This is a genomic window from Kitasatospora paranensis (genome assembly GCF_039544005.1).
In the GTDB taxonomy this organism is placed as follows: domain Bacteria; phylum Actinomycetota; class Actinomycetes; order Streptomycetales; family Streptomycetaceae; genus Kitasatospora; species Kitasatospora paranensis.
The window spans coordinates 1,127,971-1,142,310 of sequence record NZ_BAABKV010000001.1 but is presented as its reverse complement, the minus strand read 5'-3'; the positions used below and the strand labels follow the sequence as shown (position 1 = coordinate 1,142,310).

The 14,340-nt window shown below is 73.6% G+C and carries 12 protein-coding genes and 4 pseudogenes; 7 read left to right on the top strand and 9 right to left on the bottom strand.

What is annotated here, in order from left to right:
• Positions 1 to 545: 545 nt before the first annotated feature.
• A complete protein-coding gene (locus tag ABEB13_RS05810) occupies positions 546 to 1,607 on the top strand; it encodes an EcsC family protein (protein ID WP_345704576.1) in 1,062 nt (353 codons plus the stop codon).
• Positions 1,608 to 1,734: 127 nt separating this feature from the next.
• Here ABEB13_RS05810 and ABEB13_RS05805 read toward each other — a convergent pair whose 3' ends face one another.
• The 7 genes and pseudogenes from ABEB13_RS05805 to ABEB13_RS05775 form a co-directional block, all read right to left on the bottom strand.
• Positions 1,735 to 2,826 (bottom strand): LLM class flavin-dependent oxidoreductase, encoded by a 1,092-nt coding sequence (locus tag ABEB13_RS05805; protein ID WP_345704575.1) that lies wholly within the window; start codon positions 2,824 to 2,826, stop codon positions 1,735 to 1,737.
• Between the two features lie 3 nt (positions 2,827 to 2,829).
• Complete coding sequence (locus ABEB13_RS05800) at positions 2,830 to 3,729, bottom strand: ABC transporter substrate-binding protein (protein ID WP_345704574.1); 900 nt, start codon at positions 3,727 to 3,729, stop codon at positions 2,830 to 2,832.
• Between the two features lie 59 nt (positions 3,730 to 3,788).
• The gene (locus ABEB13_RS05795; protein WP_345704573.1) at positions 3,789 to 4,586 is read right to left on the bottom strand and encodes an ABC transporter ATP-binding protein; all 798 of its coding nucleotides are present in this window, start codon (positions 4,584 to 4,586) and stop codon (positions 3,789 to 3,791) included.
• The gene (locus ABEB13_RS05790; RefSeq protein WP_345704572.1) at positions 4,583 to 5,461 is read right to left on the bottom strand and encodes an ABC transporter permease; all 879 of its coding nucleotides are present in this window, start codon (positions 5,459 to 5,461) and stop codon (positions 4,583 to 4,585) included. Before ABEB13_RS05790 ends, ABEB13_RS05795 begins: the two co-directional genes overlap by 4 nt.
• Positions 5,458 to 5,919, bottom strand: a complete 462-nt coding sequence (locus ABEB13_RS05785; protein WP_345710002.1) for a substrate-binding domain-containing protein — start codon at positions 5,917 to 5,919, stop codon at positions 5,458 to 5,460. The genes ABEB13_RS05790 and ABEB13_RS05785 overlap by 4 nt, the downstream gene beginning before the upstream one ends.
• A gap of 101 nt (positions 5,920 to 6,020) precedes the next feature.
• A pseudogene (locus ABEB13_RS05780) lies at positions 6,021 to 6,260 on the bottom strand (ABC transporter substrate-binding protein); the annotation flags it as partial.
• 254 nt (positions 6,261 to 6,514) lie between these two features.
• Positions 6,515 to 7,497 (bottom strand): annotated as a pseudogene (locus ABEB13_RS05775) (ABC transporter substrate-binding protein).
• 361 nt (positions 7,498 to 7,858) lie between these two features.
• Here ABEB13_RS05775 and ABEB13_RS05770 point away from each other — a divergent pair.
• The 4 genes and pseudogenes from ABEB13_RS05770 to ABEB13_RS05755 form a co-directional block, all read left to right on the top strand.
• Positions 7,859 to 8,641: pseudogene (locus ABEB13_RS05770) on the top strand (IclR family transcriptional regulator); the annotation flags it as partial.
• A gap of 228 nt (positions 8,642 to 8,869) precedes the next feature.
• On the top strand, positions 8,870 to 9,553 hold the full coding sequence (locus ABEB13_RS05765; protein ID WP_345704571.1) for a DedA family protein: 684 nt from the start codon (positions 8,870 to 8,872) through the stop codon (positions 9,551 to 9,553).
• Between the two features lie 99 nt (positions 9,554 to 9,652).
• Positions 9,653 to 10,321, top strand: coding sequence for an O-methyltransferase (locus tag ABEB13_RS05760; RefSeq protein WP_345704570.1), 669 nt, complete (start codon positions 9,653 to 9,655; stop codon positions 10,319 to 10,321).
• A 55-nt stretch (positions 10,322 to 10,376) separates the two neighbouring features.
• Positions 10,377 to 11,269: pseudogene (locus ABEB13_RS05755) on the top strand (Gfo/Idh/MocA family protein).
• 42 nt (positions 11,270 to 11,311) lie between these two features.
• Here the strand turns inward: ABEB13_RS05755 and ABEB13_RS05750 are convergent.
• Positions 11,312 to 12,397: a hypothetical protein gene (locus ABEB13_RS05750; RefSeq protein WP_345704569.1), complete on the bottom strand. Its 1,086-nt coding sequence runs from the start codon at positions 12,395 to 12,397 to the stop codon at positions 11,312 to 11,314.
• A gap of 160 nt (positions 12,398 to 12,557) precedes the next feature.
• Here ABEB13_RS05750 and ABEB13_RS05745 point away from each other — a divergent pair, with 160 nt between their 5' ends.
• Positions 12,558 to 13,106, top strand: a complete 549-nt coding sequence (locus ABEB13_RS05745) for a GNAT family N-acetyltransferase (protein ID WP_345704568.1) — start codon at positions 12,558 to 12,560, stop codon at positions 13,104 to 13,106.
• Between the two features lie 46 nt (positions 13,107 to 13,152).
• On the opposite strand, the gene ABEB13_RS05740 is transcribed toward ABEB13_RS05745, so the two are convergent.
• Complete coding sequence (locus tag ABEB13_RS05740) at positions 13,153 to 13,524, bottom strand: YkvA family protein (RefSeq protein WP_345704567.1); 372 nt, start codon at positions 13,522 to 13,524, stop codon at positions 13,153 to 13,155.
• Positions 13,525 to 13,751: 227 nt separating this feature from the next.
• Here ABEB13_RS05740 and ABEB13_RS05735 point away from each other — a divergent pair, with 227 nt between their 5' ends.
• The gene (locus ABEB13_RS05735) at positions 13,752 to 14,330 is read left to right on the top strand and encodes a GNAT family N-acetyltransferase (RefSeq protein ID WP_345704566.1); all 579 of its coding nucleotides are present in this window, start codon (positions 13,752 to 13,754) and stop codon (positions 14,328 to 14,330) included.
• Positions 14,331 to 14,340 lie beyond the last annotated feature (10 nt).

Sequence of the window (14,340 nt, the reverse complement as noted above, 5' to 3'; positions counted from 1 at the left end):
GACCCAAGCCGGGGCGTTCGCCGGGCACCTCTCGCGAGAGGTCGCCGGTACTACCGCTGTGTGATCGGGCTCGGTACCGACCCGTTCGTTACCGGCATCCCAATGCAGGCGCACATGGCGGAGAAATCGCAATCCGACAGGTGAGCAACTGTCAAGAGGCCTCCATCTGGAGTGCGGTGACGGGTGCCTCCCCGTGCCACCTTGCCTGGCTGGTCCACTTCGATGTCAACGCTCACGCTGCGGGCGTCGGCAAGGTTGCGTTCCGCCCACTTGCCGAAGACCCGAGCATGCCTCATGCCTGGCCCACTGCATGGCCAAGGTCCACCCAACCACCCCCAAGTGATCAAAAGAGACTTTGCGGCAATTCTGCGGGGTCATGTTCGCGGACCTCCTGGAACGCGTATTCTGCTCCACGATGTTCTTCCCCGACGGGTTCATCAGCTGCCAACCAGCCTTCGCGGTAAGGGTGTTGCCCTGTTCGTCGTGCGGAGTCGGCGAATGTTGCGCGGGACAGCTTCCAAACGCTCCGACAAAGAGGCGGCGACATGGCTCTCTCCACATACGAACAGCGGGAGTGGGACCGACTCCAGGAGCGGAAGGCGGCTTCCCTCAACAAGCAGGCAAGGAGCCTTCTTCCGCAGCAGGCCCGGGATCGACTCGCTTCGCTGGGCCAGAAGGCGATGAGCGCACCTGGGGCCGGCAAGGTGGCTGCTGCCTACGGCGGAGCCGCCAAGGGCCTCGGCAAGGCCGTGGGAGGAACCGCAAGTCGGACGGTGAGCAAGAACCGTGTCATTGAGCAATATCGGCGAGCCGGACATGACCTCGCCGGGTTGGACGAAATCCGAGGCCTTGACCTCAGGGTTGTCGACGAGGTCGCGAGGCACAACCTGGTCAGGTACGGGCACGCGCTCTCGGCAGCAGCAACCGGCCTTGGCTCAGCTGCAGCCGTGACCGGCGGAGAAGTCCTCGTCAGCGCCGGAACAATCGCCGGCGCAGGCGCGGGTGCCGCACCGGGATTCGGAACCGTGGCCGGGGCGATGGTCGCCGACGCTGCGATGATGCTCGCCCTTGCCACGCGAGTGGTCGCCGCCACAGCTCTCTGCTACGGGTATTGCCCCAGCGATCCCGAGGAAGAGCTCTTCGCGATGTCGGTGATTGCCCTCGGAATGTCCACCGGCACATCGGCGAAGACAGCCGCTTACGCTGAACTGTCCCAACTCACCCAGCTGCTGGCGAGGAACGCGCCTTGGGCCAAGTTGAACGAGAAGGTCCTGACCAGGATCGCCCAGAGCTTCGCGGCGAAGTTCGCCCAGCAGCTGCCGAAGAGGAAGCTCGGACAGTTCGTGCCTGTCGCCGGAATGGCTGTCGGTGCGGGGCTGAGCTACATGCTCATCGATCGAATTGCGGTTTCGGCACGCGACGCCTACCGCGAGCGGTTCTTGATCGAGAAGTCCGGCTGTGACCTGGCTGGCGTCCCGTCCTCCTACGACGCAGACCTCGGGCAGGACGATGACGCGATCGGCGTGATCGAACTGCTCCGGGAGGAAGACGCTCTGCCGACGTCCGACCCGTCCGACGACGAGGGGCAGTCGGACAGCCAGGCGTGATGCACGCTCCTCTCGTGAACGCAGGTTTTCGCGGACCTCGGGGACAGATGAAGTACCTGCGCCCACGAGGTTCGCGACCTCATCGCCCGTTGGGTTGAGCCCTACCGGGGCGGTTCGCCGCTTGCGCTCACCTTCCCGCCGCCGGCCGCTCGACATCCAGCGCGGGAAGGACGGTCTCGGCGATGCGGTAGGCCTCCTCCAGCAGGGGGTTGCCGGAGAGGATGAAGGTGTCCACGCCGAGGGCCTGGAACTCCTTCAGCCGCTCGATCACCTGTGGGGCCGAGCCGACGAGTGCGGTGCCCGGGCCGGGGCGGAAGAGGCTCATTCCCGGCCACAGGTTGGGGTGCACCTCCAGTTCGCGGGCGTGCGCGGGCACCTTGCCGCCGTGCTGGCGGAACTGCCGCTGCCAGCCGACGCCGTCCTCGCCGAGCGCCCCGCCGAGCTGCCGGGCGTAGGTCTGCTCGCTGGTGACCTCCAGCAGCCGGTCGGCCGCGGCCCAGGCCTGCTCCTCGGTGTCACGGACGATCAGGTGCAGCCGCAGGCCGAGGCGCAGTGTGCGGCCGAACGCCGCGGCGCGTTCGCGCACCCGCTCCAGCTTCTCCTTTAGCAGGTGCGGGGCCTCGCCCCAGGTGAGGTAGACGTCCACGTGCTCGGCGGCCATCTCGATGCCCGCTTCGGAGGAGCCGCCGAACCAGAGAGGGACATGCCCCTCGCGCAGCGGTGGCAGGTCGCGGAAGGACCCGCCGGCGTTGCTGAGCCGGAAGAACTCCCCGCGGTGGTCGAGGACCTCGCCAGCGGTGAGGCGCTTGACCAGGCTCCAGTACTCGGCGGACAGCCGGTAGCGGTCGTCGTGCTCCACGTCCAGCCCGTACTCGCGCAGTTGGGCGGTCGACCCGTTGACGACGTTGAACCGGAGACGGCCGGCGCCGTGCAGGTGCTCGAAGGACAGCGCCATCTTGGCGAGCAGGGTGGGCGAGACCAGGCCGGGGTGGACGGCGAGCAGCGGTTTGAAGGCCGGGCCGGTGGCGGCGGCGAGTGCGCTGCCGAGCGCCCACACGTCGTACTGATCGGTGGCCAGCAGCGCGCCGGTGTAGCCCAGGCGTTCGACGGTGGAAGCCAGTTGCTGGAGGTAGCCGAGGCCGGCCGGGCGCCGGCCGGCCGGTTCCCAGGGGTAGTGGCCCTCGCGGGGGATGATGTACCAGAGGACTTCCGGAGCCATCGGTCAGGCCCCCTTGCGGATGGCGTCGGCCACCATCTGCTCCAGCGCGGGCAGATGGGCGTCGGCGACGGTGACCGGGCCGTCGAGGAAGCCGACCTGGCGGAAGATGTCCGCCGCCTCCTGCTGTTCGGCGATGAACCCGGCGGTGGCGGGCTCGAGTTCCCACGGCAGGGCGGCCAGCGCCGTCCGCCAGTCCTCAACGCTGCCGCCCTGGTCCTCGGCGGCGATGGCCGCGGCCTCGGTGAGGTGGGCGGCTGCCCACGCGTCGGCGCGCCGCAGGGCGGTCACGATCGCCGCGACGATCTCGGGCCGCTCGGTGGCGACGTCCCGCCGGGTGAAGAAGACCGACCGGTCGGTGATCACGTCGCCGGTGCGGACCAGCTCGCGGAACTCGCCGCCGCGGTGGGCGGCGGCCAGGTCCGCGCCCTGGGCGATCCAGCCGCCGATCGCACCGGCGCGCAGGCGCTCGGCCTCGTCGCCGCGCGGCCGCTCGGCGGTGATGTCGTCACCGTACGAGAGGCCGGCCCGGTGCAGCGCCTTGGCGAGCAGGTGGGTCTGCCAGGATCCGATGCCGAGCACGACGGTGGCGCCCTTGAGGTCGGCGATGTCGGCTATCGGGCCGTCGGCCCGAACGAGCAGCGCGCCGTGGTCGGGCCGCGGCGCCGAGACGGCGGCGTAGACGAGGTCGTGGCCGGCGGCCTGGGCGGTGATCGGCGGGGTGGAGCCGGTGCCGCCGAAGTCGATGGTGCGCTCGGCGAGCAGTTCGCCCGTCCGGGTGCCGTCCGTGTAGTGGTGGAAGGCGGCCCGTTCGCCGAGCGGGGCGAGCTCCTCCTGGAGGAAGTCCAGGCGGGCCAAGTGGTGGAGGGAGGGGTTGCTGCGGTGGACACCGACGGTGACGGTCATGGGAGTTCGCTCCGGGAGTGGTCGGGGGTCAGGAGGCTCGGGGTCAGGAGGCTTCGGGGTCAGGTGGGTTCGGGGTGGACGCCGAGGTCGGTGAGGAGCCTGCGGCGCAGGGTGGTGAAGGCAGGGTCCGCGGGGTCGCGCGGGCGGGCGATGTCCACGCCCTCGTCGCGGACGAGCGCGCCGTCCCGCAGGACGGCCACGCGGTCGGCGAGCCGGATGGCCTCGTCCACGTCGTGGGTGACCAGCAGTACGGCCGGACGGTGCGTGCGGCACAGCTCGCCGACGAGATCCTGCATCCGCAGCCGGGTGAGTGCGTCGAGGGCGGCGAACGGCTCGTCCAGCAGCAGGAGTTCGGGCTCCCGGACGAGCGCGCGGGCGAGTGCGACGCGTTGTGCCTCGCCGCCGGACAGGGTGGCCGGCCAGGCGTCGGTGTGGTCGGCGAGACCCACCTCGGCCAGCGCCCGCCGTGCGGTCCCGATGGTCCGGGCGCCGCGCGGCAGGCCGACCGTCACGTTCCCCAGCACGCGCTTGGACGGCACCAGCCGGGGTTCCTGGAAGACGACCGTGCGCGCCGGGGGCACCAGCACGGTGCCCGCGTCGGCCCGGTCCAGGGCAGCCAGGATGCGCAGCAGGGTCGTCTTGCCGGTGCCGCTGGCGCCGAGCAGGGCCAGGAACTCGCCGCGGCCGATGTCGAGGTCGATCCCGTCCAGGACGGCGCGGGTGCCGAAGGCGCGGCGCAGGCCGCGCAGGTGGACGGCGGGCAACGGGGTGTCCGGCAGGCCGGTGCCCGTCGGTCGGCTGACAGACGCCCCGGTGACGGACGCCCGGGCGGACGGGCGGGTGGTGGAGGCGCTCATCGGGCCACCGGCTTCCCGGCCGCGCCCGCCGGGGCGGTGCGCGGTGCCCGCCACGGCATCAGCAGCCGCTCCAGGCCGCGGACGACGCCGTCCGCGAGCAGTCCGAGCAGCCCGTAGACGAGGATGCAGACAGCCAGGACGTCGGTGCGCGAGAAGTTCTGCGCCTGGGCCATCAGATAGCCGATCCCCTCAGTCGAGTTGATCTCCTCGGCGGCGATCAGCGCGATGACGCTGAGCGTCATCGACAGCCGCAGCCCGGAGAGCAGCGCCGGCAGCGCGCCGGGCAGGACCACCTCGCGGACCACCGCCCAGCGGCCGAGGCCGAAGCTGCGCATGGCCTCCACGAGTTTGCGGTCGGTGTTGCGCACGCCGCCGGAGGCGGAGACGTACATGGGGAAGCTCGTGGCGACGCCGATCAGGGCGACCTTGGCCGTCTCGGTGATGCCGAACCACACCATGAACAGGGGAACCAGGGCGAGGAACGGCACCGTCCGCAGGACCTGGACGGCCGAGTCGAGCAGCTCCTCGCCGAGCCGGAAGAAGCCGGTGACCACGCCGAGCACCAGGCCGGTAGAGGCGCCGATCAGCAGGCCCAGGCCGGCCCGGGTGAGCGAGGTCGTGAGCGCGGCCGGCAGTTGGCCGTTGCCCCACAGCTCCCCGACGGCCCGGACGACCTGCCCGGGCGAGGCCAGGACGTCCGGGGCGAGCGCGCCGGTCGCGGAGGCCGTCTGCCAGGCGGCGAGCAGGCCCAGCGGGCCGAGCACGCGCAGGCCGAGGGCGAGCGGCCGCGGCCGGTGGGCGGGCAGCTGGGGGTACGGCTCGACGAGGCCGGAGGCCCGCAGAGCGGCCTCGTCGACGACTGTGGCGGTGGTCACTTCGCGGCCCCGCCGAGGCTGTTGACGTCGATCAGGTACGGCCGCACGTCCACCGTCGACTTGGTGACCTTCTGTTCGGTGAAGAACGCCGCGACCGTGCCGAACCGGGTGATGTCGGCCTCGGTGATCGGGGAGTCCACGGCGCGCTGGCGGGCCACGCTGACGGCGAGGTCCTTCTCGGCCGGGGTGACGGCGGTCGGGCCGGCGTCGGTGAAGACGTTCAGGTACGCGGCGGGATCGGCCTTCTCCTTCTGCCCGTTCTCGTGCAGGTAGCCGTAGAAGGCCTTGACGACCTCGGGGTGCTGGTCGGCGAAGCCGGTGCGGACGGCCCACACCGCGTAGTTGTCGGAGCCGACGGCCTTGCCGTCGACGAGGAAGTGCGCCCCGGAGTTGGCGATCGCGGGGACGGCGAAGGTGCCCCAGGTCGCCCAGGCGTCCACCTGGCCGGAGTTGAACACGCCGGCGGTCTGGTCGGCGCGCAGGTAGACCCGCTGGACCTGCTCGGGGAGATCCCCGCCTGCTTGAGGGCCTTGAGCAGCAGGTATTCGCTGGTGCCGCCCTGCGAGCAGGCGACCTTCCTCCCGATCAGATCCCTGACCGTCCTGATGGGCGAGCCGTTCTTCACCAGGATGCCCTCGCCCGCCTGGTCGGGTGCGGTCTGGGCGAAGAGCTTGAAGCCGGGCTTCTGGGCGAGCGCCGCGACGGCCGAGGTGATGGAGCCCTGGGCAACGTCGAGCTGCTGCGCGTCGAGGGCCTGTGCGGCCGGGGCGAACGGCCCGGCGCTGCCGGTCCAGGCCACCTTGGCGTGCACGGCGGCGAGGGCTCTCTCCAGCGAGCCGTCCTTCTTTCCCTTGGCGAGGAAGCCGGAGTTGCCGGGATCGGGGATCCGCAGCGTCACCTCGGAGTTCCTGCTGTCGGAGGAGGCGGTGGTGGTGCCGGCGGATGAGCAGGCGGTCGGCGCGAGGGCGGCCGCGGCGGTCAGGGCGGTGGCGAGGGCGAGGCGGCGGGTGTGCACGGTGGCATCTCCTTGACGGGTGCGATGCTGAGGGGGGATCACGCGGACCGGCGGGCGGCGGCGAGCGGGGCCGGATCGGCCCAGGCGCGGACGTCGACCCGGCCGGCGAGGAAGCCCTGCGCGTGCAGGAAGTGCTCCTGCTGGGCGAGCAGTTCGAGGCGTTCCTCGGAGAGGTCGAGGTGCAGGGTGCGGTGGCTGCCGGCGGCGTAGGCTCCGGCGACGCCCTCGGCTCCGGCGCCCGTCTCGGCCCGCAGGATCCGGGCGACGTCCTCGGGCCGTTCGGCCGCCCAGTCGGCGGCGCGGAGCAGGACACCGAGGAAGCGGGCGACGAGGTCGGGGTGGTCGTCCAGCAGCCGCTGGTGGACGGTGATCGGCCGTGGGGTGCCGTTGTTGACCCGGCGGCGCCGGTCGGGGGCGGCGTCGAGTTCGATCGCGACCTCGGCGCCGAAGCGGCGGGCCGCCTCGACGGCGAGGGCGCCCTTGACGTACACCGCGTCGACCCGGCCGTCGCGCAGGGCGGCGAGTTCGGCCGTCCACTGGCCGCGGTGGCCGTCGGCCGGGACGTCGGTCAACTCGGCTTCGTCGATGGTGAGTCCGGCGAGTGCGAGGGCGCCGGTGAATCCGGCGAGCGCCATCGCGCGCCAGAAGTCGACGGCGAGGGGTGGCGGGGCACGGCGAGCCGCAGCCCCTTGAGCTCCTCGGCGGTACGGATGCCGCTGCCGGCCCGGACGAGGACCGCCTGGCGCTCCTCGATCCAGGTCAGGCCGATCAGCCGGGTCTGCTCGCCGCGCGAACGGGCCCACAGCGCGGGGACGTTGCCGCCCTCGCGGACGAGGGCGCCGAGGGCGTGGGTGTAGTGGTGGTCGGCGGCCTCCTCCGGCGCCGCGTCCTGGAGCGACCGTACGGCGATGCCGTCGGCCGCGAACTCGGCGGTCAGCCAACCCTGGTCGGCGGCGATGCCGGTGGCGGTCGGGACGGGGCAGCGGGTGAACCAGAGGGTGTCCGGGGCGTGGTCGGACATGGCAGGTCGGCTCCTGACGGCAGGGAGGTGGGCGCGGCGGCATCGGCGTGCGCGCCCACTGCCCATCAGATGGCAAGGGGAGGGCGGCGGTGCGGGCTCGCGGCGCGGGGAGAAAGGGCGTGCGGTCAGCGACAACAGGAGGTGCGGCACTGGCTGGCGTTCACGGTGCGGCTCCCTCCGGTTCGGTCCTGGCGACTGCGCCGAGCGTTCCACGCCCGGCGAATCGGAAGCAAGTCTTTCCACATCATGGGATCGCATGTTCATGTTTGCCACGCTCTTGCAATGCCGCCGTCACAATACGGCGGCGCAGGTTGCCATAACCTGGGATCCCCGTACCGCAGTTGCCCCGATGCGAGGTGCCATGCCCGAGGCCGCCAAGGTCACCGCCCCACCACCCGCCGGAGCACAGGCTGTGCACCGGGCGCTCAACCTGCTGCACTGCTTCCACGACAACGGGCCCGACCTCAGTGCCTCCGATCTCGCCCGCCGGATGGGCCTGTCGGTGTCGACGGCCCACCGCCTGGCGCGGACGCTGGTCTCCACCGGCTTCCTGGAGCAGGACGCGCACACCGCCCGCTACCGCCTCGGCCCGACCGTCGCCGAGCTCGGCCGGCTCAGCTTCCACCAGCGCGGTCTGCACCTCGCCGGCCCCGAGCTCGACCTGCTGGCGCGCCGGACGGGCGCCACGGCCGACCTGGCCATCCGCAGCGGACCGCACGCGGTCATCCTGGTCGGCGGCTCCGTCCGCCCGGAGGACGGCCTGGGCCTGCGCCGCCCCCTGCACTCCACCGCGCTCGGCAAGGTGCTGCTGGCCTGGCCCGGCCCCGGCGACCCCGGCCCGGCGGCGCTCGGTCCGCTGACCGCCTTCACCGGCCGGACGATCACCGACCCGGACGCCCTGGAGGCCGAGCTCGCCAAGGTCCGGGAGTCGGGCCACGCGCTGAACGACGGCGAGTCCGCCGCCGGGGTGCGCACCCTCGCCGTCCCGGTGCTGGACGGGGAGGGCCGGGCCCGCTTCGCCCTCGCCGTGCGCTCCACCGCCGCGCGGCTCACCGCGGACCGGCTGCCGGACGCGCTCGCCCGGGCGAAGGCGTGCGCCGCCGCGCTGGCGGTGCTGCTGCTGCCACCGGACCAGCGGGGGCCTGACCACCCGCCCCGCCGGTCCCACCTCTCTCGGCAGCCCCGCTCACCCCGCTGGTCCCGCTCGCCCCGCCGGTCCCACGGCTCGGGCAGCGCCGGGAACCTGCGTCCGAAGATCGCCGTTGAGGTAAAGGGCGGGTCAACACGTTAGGCTGCCCTGGCCGGGCCGGGTGCGCCCCGGCCCCGCAGTCCAGCCGAGACGCGGTCTCGTCCCGCCACGGAGGTACCGGCCTTGCACATCGACCAGTGGATCGAGGGCGTCCCACCGACCTCGGTGTATGCGCTCATCGCACTGATCATCGGGCTGGAGAGCATCGGCATCCCGCTGCCGGGCGAGATCGCCCTCGTGACGGCCTCGCTGCTGGCCGCCCGCGGTGTGGTCAGCCCCTGGTGGGTGGCGGCCTGCGCGATCCTCGGTGCGGTGATCGGCGACTCGATCGGGTACGCCATCGGCCGGCGCGGCGGGCGCCCGCTCTTCGACCGGCTCGGCCGGCGCTTCCCCCGGCACTTCGGGCCGGAGCACCTGGAGACCGCCGAGCGCTCCTTCCATCGGTGGGGCATGTGGGCGGTGTTCTTCGGCCGGTTCATCGCGCTGCTGCGGATCTTCGCCGGTCCGCTGGCCGGTGCGCTGCGGATGCCGTACTGGAAGTTCCTGATCGCCAACGTGCTCGGCGGCGTCGCCTGGGCCGGCGGCACCACGCTGCTCGTGTACCAGGTCGGCAAGGTCGCCGAGCAGTGGCTCAAGAGCTTCTCCTGGATCGGGCTGGTCGCCGCGGCGCTGGGCGGGGTCGGATCCGCGTGGCTGATGAAGCGCCGTGCCGCCAAGGCCCGCGCCGAACACCCCGAGCAGTCCGGCGGCCTGAGCGGCGAGCCGATGGAGCCCGCCGCCGCTCCCGTCGAGTCGGCCGTCGACTGACCGTCAGGCGGTCGTCGCGGGACGCCCGGACGGCGGTCGGCTAGGGTGCGGGTGACGGACCGCACACCCGGTCCGGCCGCGACGGATGGGGAGACGGGCGTGAGCCAGCAGCAGTGGACGGCGGTCGACGAGTACTTCACCGGCAGTCTGATCGGCGATGACCCCGTACTGGCGGCCGCCCAGCAGGCCGCCGACGAGGCCGGGCTGCCGCAGATCGCCGTGTCGGCCCCGCAGGGCAAGCTGCTCCAGCTGCTCGCGCAGACCGTCGGCGCCCGCCGGATCCTGGAGGTCGGCACCCTCGCCGGCTACAGCGCGATCTGGATGGCCCGGGCCCTGCCCGCCGACGGCACCCTGGTCACCCTGGAGATCGACCCGGTGCACGCCGACGTCGCCCGGGCCAACCTCAAGCACGCCGGCCTCGCCGAGGTCGCCGAGGTGCGCCTGGGTGCCGGCGCCGACAGCCTCCGCCGGCTCGCCGAGGAGGGCGCCGAGCCGTTCGACCTGGTCTTCGTCGATGCGGACAAGCCGAGCAACCCGGTGTACTTCTCGTGGGCCCTGCAGCTGACCCGGCCCGGCTCGCTGATCGTCGTCGACAACGTCGTCCGCGGCGGCCGGGTCGCCGACGCCGACTCCACCGACCCGGCCGTGCTGGGCGTCCGCCGCCTGCACGACGCGATCGCTGCGGAGCCGCGGGTCTCGGCGACATCGATCCAGACCGTCGGCACCAAGGGCTACGACGGTTTCACCCTCGTCCGGGTCGAGAGCTGACCCCGGCAGCCCCCGGCACGCCACCCCGGCCCCGAAGAGACACGAGACGCACACGATGAGGATCGGACTGCTCGGCACCGGCCCCTGGGCCCACACGGTGCACGCCCCCGCCCTGGCCGGCCACCCCGGGGTGGAGTTCGCCGGGGTCTGGGGCCGTCGCCCGGAGGCGGCCGCCGAGATCGCCGCCGCGCACGGCGTCCGTGCCTACGACTCCGTCGACGGGCTGCTGGCCGACGTGGACGCCGTCTCGGTCGCCCTCGCCCCGCAGGCCCAGGCCGACGTGGCCGCCCGCGCGGCCGCGGCCGGCCGGCACCTGCTGCTGGACAAGCCGGTCGCGCTGACCGTGCCGGACGCCCGCCGGATCGCCGACGCCGTGGCCGCCGGCGGCCTCGCCTCGGTCGTCTTCTTCACCCTGAGGTTCGGTGGCGAGCGGGTGCCGTGGCTCACCGAGCAGGCCGCCCGCGACGACTGGTTCACCGCCCGGTGCGACTGGCTCGGCTCTGTGTTCACCGCCGACAGCCCGTACGCGGCCTCGCCCTGGCGCCGGGACAAGGGCGCCCTGTGGGATCTCGGCCCGCATGCGCTGTCGCTGCTGCTCCCGGTGCTCGGCGACGTCGACGTCGTCACCGCCGCCCCCGGGCCGGGGGACACCGTGCACCTGGTGCTCGGCCACAGCGGCGGCGCCACCAGCAGCCTCGCGCTCAGCCTCACCACGCCGCCGGCCGCGGCCGGGGTGGCGCTGGAGCTGCGCGGCGAGTCGGGCACCGTCCGGCTGCCCGACCACGGCATCCCCCGGTCGACGCCCTTCAGCAGGCCGTCGACGCGCTGCTGGCCGCCGCCGGCGGCGGGGAGCCCCACCCCTGCGACGTCGCCTTCGGCCTGCGGGTGGTCGAGATCCTCGCCGCCGCCGAGCAGGCCCTGACCGGCGGAGCGACCGTCCGGCTCTGACCCGGCCGGCTCTGACCCCGCCCGCGCCGAGCCGCCCCGCGCTCAGCTCTTCGGGCGCCGGTCCTGCGGGCGGCGCGGCGGGATCGGTGTGGCCGGGAAGTCCCGCGGGCCCGTCCACAGCGAGGGCACCGCGTCGCTGCGCCGGGCCAGCTCGTAACCGATCGCCTCGTAGTTGATCCGCCAGCCGCGGAAATGCGGCCAGGCCTCGTCGACCGTCCGCTCGCGCTGGAATCCGGCGGCCGTCACCATCGCCACGGCGGCGTCGAACTCGTCGAAGGTCAGCCGGATCATGTCCTCCGGGTCCGGGTCCGGATCGAAGGGCACGCGCAGGGTCCGGGCGATGTCGCGCAGCGCGGTGAATCCGGCCCGGAGCACCAGCCGGGCCTCCGGCGGGGCCGACCGCGGGCTCAGCGACAGCTGTATGGCGGCGGCGTCCATCACCGCGAGCAGACCGACCACCCAGCTGCGGTGCGGCTGCGGTGAGCGGAACGACAGCAGCACCGGATAGTTGGAGTGGCCCTCGCCGAGGTCCGCGGCCAGCCGCTCCCAGTCCCGGTACAGCTCCGGCAGGGCGGTCTCGGTGGACACCAGCGACTGCCGGGCGAGCAGCTCCGGCCCCCAGGCGGGCTCGCCGGCCCGCGACTGGAGCAGGGTGACCTCGACCTCGCGCCGGTTGTAGGCGCCGTAGAGCGTCGGCAGGTAGCCGATCAGCAGCGCGATGATCAGCGGGCCGGTCGCCGCGGCCAGGAAGTCCAGAGCCGACAGGTGCAGGCGGTCCCCGCTGGCGAAGCCGAGCGTGAACAGGCTGGAGCCCGCCTCCCGGAACGACACCGACCAGGCCAGCTCCGAGGTGCCCTGCAGCAGCAGCGTGTACGCCAGCAGCATGCCGCTCAGCCAGGTGCCGAGCATGCCGATCAGTATCAGCGGCGCCAGCCAGGTCTGCACCCTGTCCTGCGCGCCGTACCCGCCGAAGGGCATCGCCGCCCTGCGCAGCACCGTCCGCAGCACCCGCCAGAGCCGGTCGACGAGCGCCGAGTACAGGCCGCGCGGCACGACCAGCGTCCGCAGGATGCTCGCCACCGTCGTGGCCAGGAGTGCCACGCCGGCCAGGCTGTAGATCCACCTCATGTGATCATTGTGACCCGTCGGTCGGCCCGTCCCGGCCAGGCCCCGGGGCGCGGCGCCCCCCGCCCGGCCACCGGCCCGGTCCGTGCGGGCTCGACCTCGACGGGGTCTTCTGTGGCACCATGGCGGCGCCCCCGCCGCAGACCACACCGGAGGACCGAACGTGTTCGCAGCCGAGACCGCCCCCGGCGCAGAGCCGACCTTCCGCACCGCCGGAGCCGATGACGTGCCCGCGCTGGTCGCCCTGGTCGAGTCCGCCTACCGCGGTGAGGCGAGCCGGGCCGGCTGGACGACCGAGGCCCATCTGCTGGCCGGGCAGCGCACCGACGCCGACGGCGTCGCCGAGGTGATCGCCCGCCCCGACTCGGTGCTCCTGGTCGCCGAGCGCGGCGGCGAGCTGCTGGCCTGCTGCCACGTGCAGCGCCGGCCGGCCGGTGCCTACTTCGGCATGTTCTCCGTCCGTCCGGAGCTCCAGGGCGGCGGCCTGGGCCGCGCCGTGCTCGCCCGCGCGGAGCGGATCGCCCGCGAGCAGTGGGGCCTGTCCCGGATGGAGATGACCGTCATCGCCCAGCGCGAGGACCTCATCGCCTGGTACGAGCGCCGCGGCTACCGGCGCACCGGCGAGTTCGAGCCGTTCCCGTACGGCGACGAGCGGTTCGGGATCCCGCTCCGCGACGACCTCCGCTTCGAACGGCTGGTCAAGGCGTTCTGAGCCGCGGCCACCGCGCCGCCGACCCGGGTCCGGCGGCGCCGCGGCGTCAGTCCGCGGCGGTCTCCTGCCGCACCCACTCCAGGTAGCGGCCGGACTCGCGGGTCAGCCCGGTGAGGAACCAGACCACCACCGCCGTGTCGTCCGTCCAGCCGAGCACGGGGATGAAGTCGGGGATGGCGTCCACCGGGCTGACCAGGTAGACGAGCACCAGCACCGCGAGCGCGGCCAGCTTGCCCGGCCCCACACCCGGGTAGCGGCGGATCAGGACGTCCCGGAGCAGCCGGGGCAGCGCGAACAGCCGGGCCCCCATGCCGGGCGACCCCGGCCGCCGGATCTCCCGGTACAGGCCCCACGCGGAACGGCCCACCGCGGCCCGGTCCAGCCCGCGCACCCGCTTCGACGCCACCGGCTTGGCCACGCCCGCCTCCTCAGTCCGGACGGACGCCCAGCCGCGCCGTTCCCGCGCCAACGGTACGCGAGCCGCGCAACCGCGGGCAGGGGTGGGTGCGCCGCGTCCGCGGGTGGCCGGCCCGGCCCCGGGCGAAACCCGGTGGACGGTGCGGGCGGGCCGCGCCTAGGGTCCGGTCGGAGCGGGTGTTCCGGGCCGCCGTGCAGCCGCGGCCCACGGTGAAGGGGTCGGTTCGGATGGCGTTGCCGCGGTTCCGTACGGGCGGTCCGGACGATGCCGGGGCGGTGGCGCTGCTGCACGCGGACAGCTGGCGCCGCAACTACCGCGGCGTCTACGCCGACTCCTACCTCGACGGCGACCTCGCCGCCGACCGGGAGGCCGTGTGGTCGGCGCGGCTGGCAGCGCCCGGCGACAGCCTGACCGTCCTGGCCGAGGACGGCGCCGGGCCCGTCGGCTTCGTGCACGTGGTCTTCGGCGACGACCCGCACTGGGGCAGTCTGGTCGACAACCTGCACGTGGCCCACGAACGCCGGCGCCGGGGGATCGGCGAGGCCCTGCTGACCCGCGCCGCGCAGGCCGTCGCCGCACGCGCCCCGGGCGCACCCCTGTATCTGTGGGTGCACGCGCGCAACACCTCCGCCCAGGGCTTCTACGCGGCGCTCGGCGGCCGCAACGTGGGGACCGCCCCGGTGTCACCCCCGGCGGGCGGCCGGAGCGGCTGCACGGCACCGCCGAGAAGTACCGCTTCGCCTGGCCCGACGCCGCCGCCCTCGGCCGTGCCGCCGCCCGGTGAACCGCCCGCCCCCGGCCGGTGAACCGCGGGAC

Excerpts from the sequence above, each read along its gene's own strand:
- ABEB13_RS05810 (WP_345704576.1), top strand. The coding sequence starts at position 546 with ATGGCTCTCTCCACATACGAACAGCGGGAGTGGGACCGACTCCAGGAG.
- ABEB13_RS05805 (WP_345704575.1), bottom strand. The coding sequence starts at position 2,826 with ATGGCTCCGGAAGTCCTCTGGTACATCATCCCCCGCGAGGGCCACTAC.
- ABEB13_RS05800 (WP_345704574.1), bottom strand. The coding sequence starts at position 3,729 with ATGACCGTCACCGTCGGTGTCCACCGCAGCAACCCCTCCCTCCACCAC.
- ABEB13_RS05795 (WP_345704573.1), bottom strand. The coding sequence starts at position 4,586 with ATGAGCGCCTCCACCACCCGCCCGTCCGCCCGGGCGTCCGTCACCGGG.
- ABEB13_RS05750 (WP_345704569.1), bottom strand. The coding sequence starts at position 12,397 with ATGAGGTGGATCTACAGCCTGGCCGGCGTGGCACTCCTGGCCACGACG.
- ABEB13_RS05735 (WP_345704566.1), top strand. The coding sequence starts at position 13,752 with ATGGCGTTGCCGCGGTTCCGTACGGGCGGTCCGGACGATGCCGGGGCG.